The organism is Pantoea sp. JKS000250 (genome assembly GCF_003201065.1).
GTDB lineage: Bacteria > Pseudomonadota > Gammaproteobacteria > Enterobacterales > Enterobacteriaceae > Pantoea > Pantoea vagans.
On record NZ_QICZ01000001.1, the window covers coordinates 717,553 to 732,364 of the forward strand.

Here is a 14,812-nt window from a genome sequence, read left to right on the forward strand (position 1 = left end):
CGCACCCACCGGCAGGTGTTCACCAGAGGCATCCGAAGCGCTGAGGAACAACCGGAGGCCAGGATGAGCCGACAGGACGTCGGCGAGAGGACGGTTCGCGCCAGGGATGGCGCGTCCGGACGGTCCGTCGGCCGCAGGGCGTGACGAAGGCACCCCGCACAGCGGGGCGCGCAGGCTGCCGGACGCCGGGATTGTTAAGGGGCGGGCGTCCGCCCCTTGACGCGTCCGCCTGCATGGGCAACCTGAAACTCCCCATCGCCTGGCGGGCGAAACCTGCTCAAAGCCAGCCCGCTGCAAAGCGAAGCCCGCTACAAAGCGTAACCTACTCATAGGCAGCCTGCCGAACAGTGTACCTTTCAGGTCTCAATCCGCTTTCAGCGGCTTCCCCCCGGACCCGGGCAAGAGTTCCACCGGCAGGGGTTTTGGAAAGGCATCCGAAGCGCTGAGGAACAACCGGAGGCCAGGATGAGCCGACAGGACGTCGGCGAAAGGACGGTTCGCGCCAGGGATGGCGCGTCCGGACGGTCCGTCGGCCGCAGGGCGTGACTAAGGCACCCCGCACAGCGGGGCGCGCAGGCTGCCGGACGCCGGGATTGTTAAGGGGCGGGCGTCCGCCCCTTGACGCGTCCGCCTGCATGGGCAACCTGAAACTCCCCCTCGCCTGGCGGGCGAAACCTGCTCAAAGCCAGCCCGCTGCAACGCGTACCCCGCTCATACCTGCCCGCCGCAAGGCGAAACTCGCCCCGCCGCCAGGCACCCATCAGGCACTTAACCACCCAAGCTTAATCACAAACAGAATCGACAGAATCACCAGCGCCGCATTCACCTCTTTCGCGCGACCGCTCAGCAGCTTCACCAGCGTCCAGGTAATGAAACCAAACGCGATGCCGTTAGCAATAGAATAGGTCAACGGCATGGTCAGCGCAGTCACGGTAACCGGCGCGGCCGTGGTGATATCTTTCCAGTCGATATCCGCCAGTCCCGATGCCATCAATACCGCCACAAACAGCAGCGCAGGCGCAGTGGCGTAAACCGGCACGCTGGAGGCCAGCGGCGAGAAGAACAGTGCCAGCAGGAACAGCACACCCACCACGATCGCTGTCAGTCCGGTACGGCCACCGGCACTCACGCCCGCCGCCGATTCCACATAACTGGTGGTGGTCGAGGTGCCGAGCAGTGAGCCAAACAGTGCAGCCGCACTGTCGGCAATCAGCGCACGCCCCATCTTGGGCACATTGCCCTGCTCATCCGCCAGACCGGCACGTTTAGTCACGCCCAGCAGCGTGCCGGTGTTATCAAACACATCGACAAACAGGAAGGCAAAGATCACGCTGATCAGGCCGACGTTAAATGCCCCGGCGATATCCAGCTGCAGGAAGGTCGGTGCGATGGATGGCGGCGCAGAGAAGACGCCCGCGAACGGCGACAGACCGATGCCCATCGAGATAAAGGTCACCAGCAGGATGCCGATCAGCACCGCACCGGTCACGCGACGCGCTTCCAGTACCACGATCACCACAAAGCCAAGCATCGCCAGCAGCGGACCCGGTTTGGTCAGATCGCCAATGCCCACCAGCGTCGCCGGGTTATCGACCACAATGCCCGCCCCTTCCAGCGCAATAATCGCCAGGAACAGCCCGATACCTGCACCAATCCCGGCGCGCAGCGGCAACGGGATACTGGCAATAATCCACTCGCGGATTTTAAACAGCGACATCGCGAAGAAAATCACCGCCGAGAGAAACACCGCGCCCAGCGCAACCTGCCACGTGTAGCCCATGTGCAGCACCACGGTATAGGTGAAGAAGGCGTTCAGTCCCATGCCGGGTGCCAGCGCGATCGGGTAGTTAGCGATCAGCCCCATCAGCACGCAGCCAATCGCCGCCGCCAGACAGGTCGCGACAAACACTGCGCCCTTATCCATGCCGGTTGCGCCCAGAATGCTCGGGTTCACAAACAGAATATAGGCCATCGCCAGGAAGGTAGTGATCCCGGCGATAATCTCGGTACGAACCGTGGTGTTATGCGCTTTGAGTTTGAATAGTTTTTCTAACATCATCATCTCTCGATACAGGAGACAGCCGTCTCTCTTGCCAAAGGGGTTTGTATGCTGATTATTCTGTTTCCGGGATATGGATGCTGGCCGCTGCATACTTGCGTGCCAGAACCGCCTGAAATCCCTGCGTTACCCACTGCCCAAAGCAATTGCCATGCCATCTGCCGACGCAATCGATTACCTGGCAGAGCCAGACACGCCTAAGAAGATTCCGAATCAAAACAGGGCGCGATTATGGTGCAATGCACCGATCCCGCGCAATCGTTTTCCTGCGGCAAATCAGCAATCGCCAAAAACTCTGCGCCAGCGCACGCTTCCGTACTCTCACAGGCGAAGCTGGTCACGTTTCAGTACGCTGCCTCAGCAACCTTCTCTGGCCTGTGTAGACTCCAGAATTAACTCTTTCGTAACATTGAGGCCGCGCCATGAAGCCAGCGATTTTGGTGGTGGATGATGATCCTGCTGTCTGCGACGTCCTGCAGGATGCGTTAAGTGAACATCTGTTAACGGTCTACCGCTGTCATCAGGGACGCGAGGCGCTATCGATGCTCAGCGAGCACCCGGAGATATCGCTGGTGATGCTGGATATGATGCTGCCCGATACCAACGGGCTGCTGGTGTTGCAGCAGCTCCAGCGTCAGCGACCCGAAGTGCTGGTGATTATGCTGACCGGTATGGGGTCCGAAGCGGAGATGGTGGTGGGTCTGGAGATGGGCGCAGACGACTACATCGCCAAGCCTTTTAATCCCCGCGTGGTGGTGGCCCGCGCCCGTGCCGCTTTGCGCCGCAGCGGGCGTATTGTACAGGCCGATTCAGAACAGGCGGGCTGGCGGTTCGGCGGCTGGCAACTGGACGATGGCCGCTGCCAGCTGTTTAATCCGCAGCGCGAACTGGTGCCGCTGACCCAGGGAGAATACAGCCTGCTGCGCGCGCTGGTGCGTCACGCCCGTAAGGTGCTGACCCGCGATCAGCTGCTGGAGCTGACCCACAGTGAAAGTCTCGATGTGTTTGACCGCACCATCGACGTGCTGATCATGCGACTGCGCCGCAAAATTGAAACCAACCCGCATCAGCCTGACCTGATCCGCACCATCCGCGGGCTGGGTTACGTCTTTTCCGCTGACGTAATGAAACCGGAAATCGCGCCGCGCGCCAGCCAGATCGCCTGAGTCAATCTGAGCGGCCTGCCAGTGACAGGCGTAATCACCTCAGTCGTCACACGTTCCGCCCCAGGCACGCGGCACCAGATCCCCCTTCGCCTCTCCGCTTTCGACCATTGCCAGAATTTTTTCCGCCACGCGCTCAGGCGCGTGCGCGAATGCGGCGCTCTGCTCAGCCTGCGCAATCGCGGCTTCCTGTCCCGACTTCACCGACTGATAAAATTCTGAGCGGGTCATAAACGGATACACCGTGGAAACCGTAATCCCGGCCTCAGCCAGTTCCAGCCGCGCCACGCCGGAGAGCATATTCAGCCCCGCTTTGGAGCTGGTATAGGCCGCCGACCCTGGATACGTTGCCAGCGTCGCCCCGGAGCTGACGTTGATAATGCGCCCTGCGCCCTGCCGCCGCATTGGTGGGATCACCGCATGCATCATCATCAGCGGGGTAATCAGGTTCAGCTCAAGCAGCGCCCTGAAATCCGCCGCCTCTATTTCCTCAACCGCCGCGTACAGCCCCTGACCAGCATTATTGATGAGCACATCAATATGGCCAAAGCGTGCCAGCCCCTGTCTGACTGCGTTTGCAATCTGGCCAGGCTGAGTCACATCGCAGGCTACTGCCAGCGCTTTGCCTGATCCATCCGCGAGAGCATCCAGTCGGTCTTTGCGTCGTGCCAGTAAGATAACCCGCGCACCCGCCTGCAGCGCCGCACGCGCCGTGGCTTGACCAATCCCCGATGATGCGCCGGTAATCATGATTACTGCTTCTTCAATTTTCATTTCATACCATCCTGCTCAAAGACCAGAGAGCGAGAATAGTCCTCAGCCAGTTGCGCGGCGGCTGCAATCCTGCCTAAAATTTGCCCATTCCTGCTTTTCTCCTGTCAGGCGCTGAATCCGCCGGAGTCACGCAATATGAAAGGCCTTGAAGCGTTAAGAGATGAGGTGCTGGCGTGCGCGGCAGACGACCTCACTGCGACGACGATTCCGCGCGTGGATCTCTATCGCGTCAGCCAGCCGATGGCTCTGCCGCCAGAAATCTATCTACCGTTCGTCAGCCTGATCCTGCAGGGAGAAAAAAGGCTGCAGGTAGGTGCACAATCCATCCGCTATTCCGCAGGTGAGATGTTTACCGCGTCGTTCGATCTGCCCGCCACTGGCGACATCACTGAAGCCAGCGAAGCCTCGCCCTATCTCGCCGTACGTCTGACGCTCGATTTCGCCGCCATCAGCGATCTGCTGCATCAGATGCCTGTGACCGCTCTTCCCGCTACGAACAAAGGCATTTCGGTTAACAGGGTGGATGATGCGCTGGCGGATGCCTGGCTGCGGATGCTGCGCCTGCTGGCAAAACCGGAGGAGATCGCGGTGATGGCGCCGCTGGTGGAGCGCGAGATCCTATATCGGCTGTTGCAGGGTACGCAGGGCGGCGTGCTGCGTCAGGCAGCAGAGGTAAACGGGCATTTTGCGAAGATCAGAAAGGCGCTGGTCTGGCTGCGCACACACTATGCCACCGCGTTTCGCATTGAGACGCTGGCAGCAATGGCGGGCATGAGTCTGTCGGCCTTCCATCGTGGCTTTCGGGCCAGCACCGGGCTTTCGCCGCTGCAGTATCAAAAACATCTCCGGCTCTATGAGGCGCGCAAAGCGCTGGTGCTGCGGCCCGGCAATGTCGCCGCCGTCGCGGCAGATGTGGGCTACGAGAGTCTGACGCAGTTTACCCGGGAATATGCGCGCCTGTTCGGTGAACCGCCCGCACGCAGCATCAGAAAACTCAGGCTGACCGGCACTGAAACATGATAGGTAAGCGAACTTGATGCGCCCTGCCATTCTGCGCTCAGTGGAGGGCAACTCACAGAAAGCCGTTCGCATAGTCATTACACAGCAGCCAGCGCGGCGCTTCATCTTCATTCAGCGGGTTGAAACGGGCCAGCGGCGTCAGAAATACATTGTCATTTTCGTCATCGTTGGGCATCGATACCTCACCCACCAGCACGTCGCCGAAGCCATTTTCACCCCAGAAACTGTGCCAGACGCCCGCCTCCAGCGTCACGCTTTCACCCGGAGAGAGTCGCAGCTGTGTTCCGGCAACATGGATCTGGCGCAGGCCATCCAGCGACACCGCCACTGGCGAGTCTGCCAGCCCGTCGCCGTCGCGGTTATGCAGTTCGACAATCAGGTTGCCGCCGCCGCGATTGATAATGTCTTCCATCTTGCGCGGATGATAGTGCATCGGCGTCAGCTGCCCTTCGCGCACGTGCATGATCTTCTCGGCGTAGGATTTATGCCACGGCTGTCCGCCTGGCGAGCCGTTACGCAGCGTAAACAGCGTCAGACCAGTCTGCATAAAATCTGCCGCGTCAAAGCTGGTGAGATCCCAGCCCAGCCGTAGCGCCAGAATCTCCTGTATCACGTCGCGATCCTGCGCACGCCACTGGCTGACGCTGTAATCGGCCCACGGCGGCAGATGCACATCCTGCTGGCGGAAGAACTCGCGGGTATGCTGCAGGTAGTCATTAACCTCTGAACGTTGCATGGTGGTCTCCTGAGAGCGGCACCCGGAGGTGCCGCATTAAAGCCTATTTCACCGTCCAGCCCTGATAGCTGCCGATATTATTACGATCGATCAGTTTCACCGGGATCAGCACCGGTTTATCCGGCGCGGGTTTGCCCTGCAGAATGTCATAGCCAATCTCGACCGCTTTGGCCGCCATGACCTGCGGATCCTGGGCTGGGGTGGCGACAAACAGCGAGTTTTTACGCTTCAGCGCCTCTTCCCCGTCCGGCGATCCATCGACGCCCACGATGAAGAATTCGCTGCGCTGCGCCTGTTTCGCGGCTAAGTCCGCGCCAATCGCTGTCGGGTCGTTGATGGCAAACACGGCGTCAATTTTAGGGTTAGCCGAGAGCAGACCGGTCATCACTTCCAGTCCGCCTTCACGACTGCCTTTGGCGTTCTGGTTGTAGGAGAGCAGTTTGATGTCCGGATGGGTTTTCAGCTCGTTCATGCAGCCTTCAACACGGTTCTGTACGGCTGAAACCGGCGGTCCGTTGATGATAACCACGTTGCCTTTGTTCTTCAGGCGGTCAGAAATATATTTACAGGCCATTGCGCCCGCCTCGGTGTTATCGGAGGTGATGGTCGCATTGGCGCCATCGGCGGCCACGTCAACCGCCACCACCACGATACCGGCGTCACGCGCCCGCTTCACCGCCGGGGCGATCCCTTTGGAGTCCGCGGCGTTGAGGATAATCATGTCGACTTTGGCCGCAATAAAGTTATCAATCTGGCCGACCTGCTGACCGAGGTCGTAGCCGCTGGAGACCAGCGTGACATTGACCTTATCGCCCGCCAGCTGACGCGCCTTCATCTCTGCGCCTTTAGTGATCTGCACGAAGAAGGGGTTAGCCAGGTCGCCGACCGTGACGCCGATAGATTTGAGTTCTTTTGCCTGAGCCAGGCCGGTGCTGAACAGCGTTGCCGCCAGCAGCCCGGTTACAATCGGATTAAAACGCATAGACCTTCTCCTGCTGTTTTCAAGGTGCCAACCGCTTAATGGCGTTTTTGGGTGGCGGCGGCGACACGGCGCCTCCGCCCTTTTAAGCCTCAGCTCACATGATGACGGGTGCGGTATTTGTCGATCAGGACCGCGATGATGATCACCGCGCCCTTGATCACCAGCTGCCAGAAATAGGAGACGCCCATCAGCGTCATGCCGTTATTCAGCGTGGCGATAATCAGTGCGCCAATCAGGGTGCCGGTGATGGTGCCGATACCGCCGACAAAGCTGGTGCCGCCGAGGATCACCGCCGCAATCGCATCCAGCTCATAGCCGACACCAAGATTGCCATTGGCGCTGTAGAGCCGCGAGGCGCTCATTAAGCCGCCCAGCCCCGACAGCAGGCCGCTCATGCCGTAGACAAACAGCAGCACCACGCCAACCTTGATGCCGGTAAGACGCGCCGCCTGGATGTTGCCGCCGACCGCGTAGATATGAACGCCCAGCGTGGTGCGGCGCAGGATGAACCAGCAGATGGCGATCACCGCAAAGGCAATCACAATCAGCCACGGCACTGGCCCGAGATAGCCGTTACCAATCCACTCAAAGTTAATATCGGAGTTAATCACCGTGGTGCCGTTCGCCAGCAGATAAGCCGCCCCGCGCAGCGCGGTGTAGGTGCCGAGCGTGACGATAAAGGGAGGCAATCCGGCCCAGGCGACCAGGATACCGTTGAACAGCCCCATCACCAGACCCGCGCCCAGCGCCATCGGAATGGTCAGCGAGGCAAGCATCGGATCCAGCGACGCCACCAGCGCGACCACTGCCGTGGTGCCCAGCATTGACCCTACCGACAGGTCGATACCGCCGGTCAGAATGACAAAGGTCATGCCCGCCGCCAGCACGATATTGATCGACGCCTGGCGGGTGATATTCAGCAGGTTCGCTTCGGTAAAGAAGTTCGGCGTAACGAAACCAAACACCGCCACGATCAGGATCAGAATCGGCAGGATACCTACCGTTTGCAGCAGATCACCCATCAGGGCGCGTTTCAGCGTCGGCGCGTTAGTGCGGGCCAGTTGTGACATGGTGGTCTCCTCAGATTTCGCCTGCTGACGTGCTGTGCGCACCGGTTGCCAGCGTCATAATATTTTCCTGACTGATGTGGCTGCCCTCCAGTTCACCGACGATGGTGCCTTCGTGCATCACGTAAACGCGGTCGCTCATGCCGACCACTTCCGGCAGTTCGCTGGAGATCATTAAAATCGCCACGCCCTGCCGCGCCATCTCCTGCATCATGCGGTAAATCTCGCTTTTCGCGCCGACATCGACGCCGCGCGTCGGCTCATCAAGGATCAGAATGCGCGGACCAATCGCCACCCAGCGCGAGATCAGCAGCTTCTGCTGGTTGCCACCTGACAGGCCGCCCGCCCGGACCTGAGCGTGCGGTACACGAATATTGAGGGAGGCGATCGCCTCCGTAGCGATGGTCTGCCCTTTGCGGCGGTTGAGCATCCCGTAACTGGCGTCGCGCTCCAGCGTCGCCATCACGATGTTCTCCTGCGCCGCCATCTCCAGAAACAGCCCCTGCTCTTTGCGGTTCTCGGTGAGGAAACCGATGCCGCGCGCAATCGCATCGCGCGGGGAATGAATGGTGACCTTCTCGCCGTCGATCCAGATCTCACCCTCTTTCGGCTTATGCACGCCGAAGATCAGCTGCGCCAGTTCGCTGCGCCCCGCACCCACCAGCCCGGCCAGGCCGACAATTTCCCCTGCCCGCACAGCCAGACTGCTGGGATGCACTTTGCCGCCGTCGGTCAGATGATTCACCGCCAGCCGGATGTCGCCCAGCGGGATAGCGCGGTTTTTGTTAAACAGGTCGCTGAGCGGCCGCCCGACCATCATCCGCACCAGTTCGCTGGCGTTGAGCTGGTCACGCGTCAGGCTGCCGACATACTCCCCGTCACGCAGCACGCTGACGCGGTCGGACAGCTCATAGACCTCCGCCATGCGGTGACTGATGTAGATGATCGCCATCCCTTCGCTGCGCAGCCGTTTAATCAGCGCGAAGAGCTGTTCAGTTTCACGGTTTGAGAGCGCGGCGGTCGGCTCATCCATCACCAGGATGCGGCTGTTGCGCTGCAGTGCGCGGGCGATCTCGACCTGCTGTTGCTCGGCGATGCTCAGACGACTGACAAGATCCCAGGCGCTGAACTGCGCGCCGAGCCGGTCAATCACCCGCTGCGCCTCTTCGGCCATCTGCCGCCGCTTCACCAGCCCGCCGGGCGCGATTTCACTACCCAGAAAAATGTTCTCCGCCACCGTCAGGTTGGGTGCCAGGTTGATCTCCTGATAAATCAGGGTGATCCCGGCAGCCAGCGCCTCTTTCGGCCCTTTAAGGGCGTACGGCTTGCCTTCAATGAGAATTTCCCCGCTGCTGGCGGTATAGGCACCGGCCAGAATCTTCATCAGTGTGCTTTTACCCGCGCCGTTCTCTCCCATCAGCGCATGAACCTCGCCCGGATAAACCGTGAGATCGACGCCCTTCAGGGCATAAAAATTGCCGAAGCGTCGGGTAATGCCCCGCATTTCCAGTATCGGTGTGGCTGTCATCGCCCTGCTCCTGCGGACTGTGGATAGCCGCCAGTTAAGCAACGCCAGATAAACGGAAAATGTCAGCGGCCATTCATATTTGTCATAAATGCCCGACGCCGCGCTCCTATACTCGGCCCACGGTTGCCGTGAAGAAGAGGTCGTGGGATGCAGCACAGTTATCCGTGGCAGGCCGGGGCGCGTGGCCGCCTGTTGATGTTCAATCTGCTGGTGGTGTTGGTCACGCTGATGGTGAGCGTGGTGGCGATCGTCGGCTTTCGTCATGCCGGGGCGATTCAGGAGCAGGCACAGGCGCAGACGCTGGCAGATATGAACGGCAGCCTGGCGCTGGCACGCGACACCGCTAACGTGGCGACGGCGGCCGTGCGGCTGTCGCAGGTGGTCGGGGCGCTGGAGTATCAGAGCGAATCACAGCGGCTGCAGCAGAATCAGCAGGCGTTACAGCAGTCGCTGAGCCTGCTGGCGAGTGCGCCGCTGGCGGCCCGTCAGCCGGAACGCATCGCCCGGATCCGCGCCCGCAGCCTGATGCTGGAGCAGACAATTAACAGTCTGCTGCTGAACAGCCATCAGCGGCATCTGCAGCGCAACAACATGCTGAGCGATCTGTGGCAGACGCAGATTCTGCTCAGTCATATCGACCAGCGGGTGCAGCGGGAACAGCGGACGCGGCCGGATGCCGCACTGCGCGAGCAGACCGAACGGCTGATCACCATCGCCATCCGTACGCCCTCGCCCATCGCCGTGATTGAGCAGCTTCAGCAGATCATGACGCAGTGGCACACGGTGCCGCTGACGGGTGTCACCGGCGAGCAGGTACAGCGGCTGCTGGCCACTCAGCAGCGCCTGCTGCCGCTGGCGGAGGCGCTGGAGCAGAGTGACCTGGCGATCGCCTACGCCACCTACCGGATTAAAGCGCTGGTGGCGATGCTGAACGACGATATCAATGCGTCGGTGCAGCAGGTTGCGTTGCAGAGCGAGGCGCGCACCCAGGCCACCCACCACGAACTCGACTCTATCATCGGCTTTATCGCCCTGTTTGTGCTGCTGGCGCTGGCGATCACTGGCTATGCCGGGATCTATATTTACCGCAATCTTGGGTCGAGCCTGACGGCGATTGCCGGGGCGATGACGCGGCTGGCGCAGGGCGAGCAGAACGTCAGCGTGCCGGGACTGCAACGGCGCGACGAGCTGGGCGAGCTGGCGCGGGCGTTTAACGTCTTTGCCCGCAATACCGCCTCGCTGGCCCACACTTCGCGGCTGCTGAAAGAGAAAAGCAACCAGCTGGAGTCCACGTTCCTGGCGATGCGCGACGGCTTTGCCCTGTTCGACAATAACGGTCAGCTGGTGGTGTGGAACGCCCAGTATGCCGAGCTGCTCGGCATTGCGCCGCGTGAGCTGCATCGCGGCGTCCACTATCAGCAGTTGCTGGCCCCGCTGGCGGTCGATCTGCACGATCCCGGTGAACCCCAGGAGATCCGGCTGACCGATGGCCGGACGCTGGAGCTGCGCTTCAGCCCAATCCCGCGGCGCGGCATGGTCAATACCGTGCTGGACCGTACCTCGCGTAAAACGCTGGAGGAGGCGCTACAGCACAGTCAGAAGATGAAGGCAGTCGGCCAGCTGACCGGCGGCCTGGCGCACGACTTCAACAATCTGCTGGCGGTGATTATTGGCAGTCTGGCGCTGACCGAAGGTCAGCTGATGCCCGGTCCGCTGGCGACCCGCATTGAGCGGGCGAGGCAGGCCGCCGACCGTGCGGCCCAGCTGACGCAGCGGCTGCTGGCGTTCTCACGTAAGCAGGCGCTCTATCCGCGCGCGGTGTCGGTGGTCACGCTGGTGGATAACCTGCAGGGGCTGCTGCAGCACTCGCTGCTCCCGGGACAGCAGCTGATTATTGATGCGCAGCGTCCCGGCTGGCTGGCCTGGATTGATGCCAGCCAGCTGGAGAATGCGCTGATGAACCTGGTGGTGAACGCGCGCGATGCGATGCATCAGCAAAGCGGTGAAATCCGGCTGCGCATCTGGAATCAGCGCCAGCCGCAAGGGAATGAAAAACGTGACCGGGTCACAATTGAGGTGATTGATCGCGGCTGCGGCATGTCCGCCGACGTTCGCGAGCAGGTTTTCGAGCCCTTCTTCACCACCAAAGCCACCGGCAGCGGCAGCGGACTGGGGCTGTCGATGGTTTACGGCTTTGTGCGGCAGTCAGGTGGGCAGATCGAACTGGACACTGCGCCGGGCCAGGGGACCACGGTGCGGCTGCTGTTGCCGCGCGCAGCGGAAGCCGCTGCTACTGCCATCATCGCCCCGCCACCGCCAAAGCCCGCCGAGGCAGAGGCAGCGAACAACCGGCTGATACTGGTGCTGGATGATGAACCGGCGGTGCGCCAGACGCTGTGTGAGCATCTGCACCAGTTGGGGTATCTGACGCTGGAGTGTGGCGACGGTGAAGCGGCGCTGGCGCTGCTGCGCCAGACGCCCGATATCGACCTGCTGATCAGCGACCTGATGCTGCCCGGCGAGATAAATGGCGCGGAAGTGATCCGCCAGGCGCAGCAGAACTGGCCGCAGCTGGCGACGCTGCTGATCAGCGGTCAGGATCTGCGCCACCAGCCGGTGACGCTGCCGCTGTGTGAGCGACTGGCAAAACCCTGGCAGCAGGCTCAGCTGGTGCAGGCGCTCCAGCGCGCCTGGCAGCGCAGTGAACGGCTTAATCGCGCGCAGCAGGCTGCCACAGCGGCACCGGCTTGCCGCTGATGTAGCGCCTACGCAGGCGGCTGGAGATCACATCCATCACCATGACCACCACCACCAGGATCAGCGTCAGGAACATCACCACGTCCCAGTTCCACAGCCGCATGTTCTCGGCGTAGACCAGGCCGACGCCACCCGCACCGACAAAGCCCAGCACCGCCGCAGAGCGGGTATTGGACTCAATCTGGTAAAGGCTCAGTGCCAGGAACTGCGGGAATGACTGGGTGAAGATGCCGAACCGGTGTTTCTGCAGGCTGTTGGCGCCGACCGCACCCAGCCCGCGACTGGGTGAGCGCTCCACCGCTTCGTGCCCTTCGGCATAAAGCTTACCGAGAAGCCCCACATCCTGCAGGATAATTGCCAGCACCCCGGCCAGCGGCCCCATCCCCACCGCACGCACGAATATCAGTCCCCAGATCGCCATATCGATACCGCGCAGCACATCGAACAGACGCCGCACAAGGAACGCCAGCGGCTTCGCAGCGCGATCGTGCATCACATTGCGCGCCGCCAGAAACGACAGCGGCAGCGCCAGCAGCGAGGCCGTCAGCGTCCCGGCAAAGACAATCCCTAAAGTGATCCCCACCTGTGAAAAATAGTAGCCAAACGGCCAGTTCAGGAAGTCGTGCCAGACAAACATCCGCAGGAAATAGCGCCCCAGTTGCTGGCAGCCCATCAGCAGGCGCGACCACTCCAGGCCAAAGACCGAGAAGAAAAAGAGGTAATAGAGCAGCACCGCCAGCGCCATCAGCCCGATGCGGCGCAGATAGCGCGGCTGCGCGGCGAACAGTTCACGATGCTGCTGCTTCAGCAGTGCGACATCCGGTACGTGGCTTATCATGTCCGATCTCCTGTGATACGGCGGCGAAGCTGGCCGGATAGCGTGTCCAGCAGCGACACCACGATCAGAATCAGCAGCAGCGTAATACTCACCTGATCGTAGCGGTCCAGTTTGATGTTGGTCATCAGCTCCTGGCCGATTCCGCCCGCGCCGACCAGTCCGAGGATGGTGGAGGAGCGAAAGTTAATCTCCAGCCGCATAAAGCTGTAGGAGAGAAAAATCGGTTTCACCTGCGGCCAGAAGGCGAAGCGCATCCGCTGCAGCTTACTGGCACCGCAGGCGGCCAGGCCACGCACCGGCTTATCCGACGCCGACTCAATCGCCTCGTAAAACAGCTTGGTCAGGCTGCCCACGGTGTGCAGCGCCAGCGCCAGAAAGCCGGGGATCGCGCCAATGCCAAACGCCATGACAAACATCACCGCCCACGCCAGTTCCGGCATGGTGCGCAGAAAGGCAACAAAGGCGCGAATCGTCATCCGCACGCTGACCGGCGTCTGGGTATTGTCGGCGGCAAAAAAGGCCAGTACCGCTGCCAGGGCGACGGCCACCAGCGTCGAAGCCAGCGCCAGCTGCAGCGTTTCCCAGATCAGCGGCAGCTGAATCGGCAGACGGTAGCCCCAGTAAGCCAGCGAGCCTTCGGTCTTACCGTCGGCAAACAGCAGCGGCAGATGCAGCACCGGCAGGATTTCGTGCAGATAGTCGAAGAAGTGCGGCAGTGACTGCCAGACGGTGAGCAGATTAAATTCTGCCACTCTCCCGGCCGCCAGATAGAGCGCCACCAGCAGCAGTGACCAGAGCAGCGTGTCACGTTTCTGCTGGCGGCGGATGCGTTGGTAATAGTGTTCGAAGTCGGTCAAAGGGGGGTTCTCCGGCGCTAAAGCAGCGGGACGCAGGCGGGGTTGCCGCGTCCCGCCTTCCCCGTCTGGGCGGGGAAAGTCAGGGCGTCGTCGGCTTAGCCGCGGCTGCCTTTCATCAGGTCACGCTTCATATCGATAATGCTTTTATAGTCAGCAACGGTCGCCTCACCGATATGCTGCTGGCCACCCACCGCTTTCACGAAGCAGGCGTGATCTTCCTTATCCAGCTTTTTAATTGCCGACACCACTTTCGCTTTGAAGTCAGCGGGCAGCTTGTTGCTGACCAGCACCGGCCCGTTGGGGATCAGTGGCGACTGCCAGATGATGCGGATCTGCTTCATCAGGTCCGGGTGATCCATGCGGATCAGGCGGCCAAACGCGCCAGAGGTGTAGCCGCTGTTGTAGTCACCGACCAGTGAAGTCCAGGTGACCGCGCCATCAAACTGGTTGTTCAGCACGCCCAGAATGTCCTGCTCATGGCCGCCGGAGAAGGTCACGCTGGAGAAGGTGTTGTTATATTTGTCATCCACCGAGCCGCCGAACATCTTCTTAAACGCCTGGTTGGGCATCAGGAAGCCGGACGTCGAGTCGGGATCGGCCATCCCGAACGATTTGCCCTTCAGGTCTTCCAGTTTTTTGTACGGGCTGTCGGCTTTAACGATGACGACAGAGTGGTAGCCGCGTGACTGATCTTTGTCATCGACTACGATGCCGACCACATCCACCGCTTTCGGGTCCTGAAGGTAGACCGAGGCAAACGAGGCCGGTGACATGCTCAGCACCATATCGATCTTGCCGCCCAGCAGGCCCTGGATCACGCCCGAATAGTCTGAGGCGTTGCGCATCTGGGTATCCACACCCAGCTCTTTATCAAAGAAGGTCTTCACACACTGATTATCGCCAATCTGCTGGGTGGCATTCTGCCCACCCAGAATCCCCAGATTAAGCTGTTTCGGCGCATCCGCTGCGCTTACACCCAACGCCATGACACTGGTCAGAAGTGCTAAAGAAGTCAGTTTCATTCGGAATTA

12 protein-coding genes are annotated in these 14,812 nt (G+C 60.9%); 3 read left to right on the plus strand and 9 right to left on the minus strand.

All coding sequences use genetic code 11. The features are described from left to right. Positions 1-760 precede the first annotated feature (760 nt). A complete protein-coding gene (locus tag BY447_RS03670; RefSeq protein WP_197042348.1) occupies positions 761-2,059 on the minus strand; it encodes an NCS2 family permease in 1,299 nt (432 codons plus the stop codon). A 422-nt stretch (positions 2,060-2,481) separates the two neighbouring features. Between BY447_RS03670 and BY447_RS03675 the strand changes: the two genes are divergently transcribed. Next, positions 2,482-3,225 (plus strand): response regulator, encoded by a 744-nt coding sequence (locus tag BY447_RS03675; protein ID WP_033783428.1) that lies wholly within the window; start codon positions 2,482-2,484, stop codon positions 3,223-3,225. 39 nt (positions 3,226-3,264) lie between these two features. Here the strand turns inward: BY447_RS03675 and BY447_RS03680 are convergent, their stop codons facing one another. Next, a complete protein-coding gene (locus BY447_RS03680; protein WP_110330541.1) occupies positions 3,265-3,996 on the minus strand; it encodes an SDR family oxidoreductase in 732 nt (243 codons plus the stop codon). A gap of 135 nt (positions 3,997-4,131) precedes the next feature. Here BY447_RS03680 and BY447_RS03685 point away from each other — a divergent pair, with 135 nt between their 5' ends. Next, positions 4,132-5,016 (plus strand): AraC family transcriptional regulator, encoded by an 885-nt coding sequence (locus BY447_RS03685; RefSeq protein WP_072008964.1) that lies wholly within the window; start codon positions 4,132-4,134, stop codon positions 5,014-5,016. Positions 5,017-5,068: 52 nt separating this feature from the next. Here the strand turns inward: BY447_RS03685 and BY447_RS03690 are convergent, their stop codons facing one another. The 4 genes from BY447_RS03690 to BY447_RS03705 all read right to left on the minus strand — a co-directional run bounded on the left by BY447_RS03690 (position 5,069) and on the right by BY447_RS03705 (position 9,329). Then, complete coding sequence (locus tag BY447_RS03690; RefSeq protein ID WP_033783431.1) at positions 5,069-5,752, minus strand: D-lyxose/D-mannose family sugar isomerase; 684 nt, start codon at positions 5,750-5,752, stop codon at positions 5,069-5,071. Positions 5,753-5,795: 43 nt separating this feature from the next. Further along, positions 5,796-6,734: an ABC transporter substrate-binding protein gene (locus BY447_RS03695; protein WP_013358324.1), complete on the minus strand. Its 939-nt coding sequence runs from the start codon at positions 6,732-6,734 to the stop codon at positions 5,796-5,798. Positions 6,735-6,823: 89 nt separating this feature from the next. Continuing rightward, positions 6,824-7,804 carry an ABC transporter permease subunit gene (locus BY447_RS03700; protein WP_013358325.1) on the minus strand — a complete coding sequence of 327 codons (981 nt, stop codon included), beginning with the start codon at positions 7,802-7,804 and terminating at the stop codon, positions 6,824-6,826. A gap of 10 nt (positions 7,805-7,814) precedes the next feature. Further along, a complete protein-coding gene (locus BY447_RS03705) occupies positions 7,815-9,329 on the minus strand; it encodes a sugar ABC transporter ATP-binding protein (protein WP_110330542.1) in 1,515 nt (504 codons plus the stop codon). A 147-nt stretch (positions 9,330-9,476) separates the two neighbouring features. Between BY447_RS03705 and BY447_RS03710 the strand changes: the two genes are divergently transcribed. Further along, positions 9,477-12,086, plus strand: coding sequence for an ATP-binding protein (locus BY447_RS03710; RefSeq protein WP_110330543.1), 2,610 nt, complete (start codon positions 9,477-9,479; stop codon positions 12,084-12,086). Here BY447_RS03710 and phnE (BY447_RS03715) read toward each other — a convergent pair. The 3 genes from phnE (BY447_RS03715) to phnD all read right to left on the minus strand — a co-directional run bounded on the left by phnE (BY447_RS03715) (position 12,040) and on the right by phnD (position 14,803). After that, entirely contained in the window at positions 12,040-12,924 is an 885-nt protein-coding gene (phnE, locus tag BY447_RS03715; protein ID WP_110330544.1) for a phosphonate ABC transporter, permease protein PhnE, read from the minus strand. The two genes, BY447_RS03710 and phnE (BY447_RS03715), sit on opposite strands and share 47 nt — an antisense overlap. Beyond that, entirely contained in the window at positions 12,921-13,781 is an 861-nt protein-coding gene (gene phnE, locus BY447_RS03720) for a phosphonate ABC transporter, permease protein PhnE (protein ID WP_110330545.1), read from the minus strand. Before phnE (BY447_RS03720) ends, phnE (BY447_RS03715) begins: the two co-directional genes overlap by 4 nt. A 95-nt stretch (positions 13,782-13,876) precedes the next feature. Then, the gene (phnD, locus tag BY447_RS03725) at positions 13,877-14,803 is read right to left on the minus strand and encodes a phosphonate ABC transporter substrate-binding protein (RefSeq protein WP_033783438.1); all 927 of its coding nucleotides are present in this window, start codon (positions 14,801-14,803) and stop codon (positions 13,877-13,879) included. Positions 14,804-14,812 lie beyond the last annotated feature (9 nt).

Bases quoted from the DNA above. Each gene is read 5' to 3' on its own strand.
- BY447_RS03700 (WP_013358325.1), bottom strand. From the start codon at position 7,804: ATGTCACAACTGGCCCGCACTAACGCGCCGACGCTGAAACGCGCCCTG.
- phnD (WP_033783438.1), bottom strand. From the start codon at position 14,803: ATGAAACTGACTTCTTTAGCACTTCTGACCAGTGTCATGGCGTTGGGT.
- BY447_RS03685 (WP_072008964.1), top strand. From the start codon at position 4,132: ATGAAAGGCCTTGAAGCGTTAAGAGATGAGGTGCTGGCGTGCGCGGCA.
- BY447_RS03675 (WP_033783428.1), top strand. From the start codon at position 2,482: ATGAAGCCAGCGATTTTGGTGGTGGATGATGATCCTGCTGTCTGCGAC.
- BY447_RS03705 (WP_110330542.1), bottom strand. From the start codon at position 9,329: ATGACAGCCACACCGATACTGGAAATGCGGGGCATTACCCGACGCTTC.
- phnE (WP_110330544.1), bottom strand. From the start codon at position 12,924: ATGATAAGCCACGTACCGGATGTCGCACTGCTGAAGCAGCAGCATCGT.
- BY447_RS03710 (WP_110330543.1), top strand. From the start codon at position 9,477: ATGCAGCACAGTTATCCGTGGCAGGCCGGGGCGCGTGGCCGCCTGTTG.
- BY447_RS03690 (WP_033783431.1), bottom strand. From the start codon at position 5,752: ATGCAACGTTCAGAGGTTAATGACTACCTGCAGCATACCCGCGAGTTC.
- BY447_RS03680 (WP_110330541.1), bottom strand. From the start codon at position 3,996: ATGAAAATTGAAGAAGCAGTAATCATGATTACCGGCGCATCATCGGGG.
- BY447_RS03695 (WP_013358324.1), bottom strand. From the start codon at position 6,734: ATGCGTTTTAATCCGATTGTAACCGGGCTGCTGGCGGCAACGCTGTTC.
- BY447_RS03670 (WP_197042348.1), bottom strand. From the start codon at position 2,059: ATGATGTTAGAAAAACTATTCAAACTCAAAGCGCATAACACCACGGTT.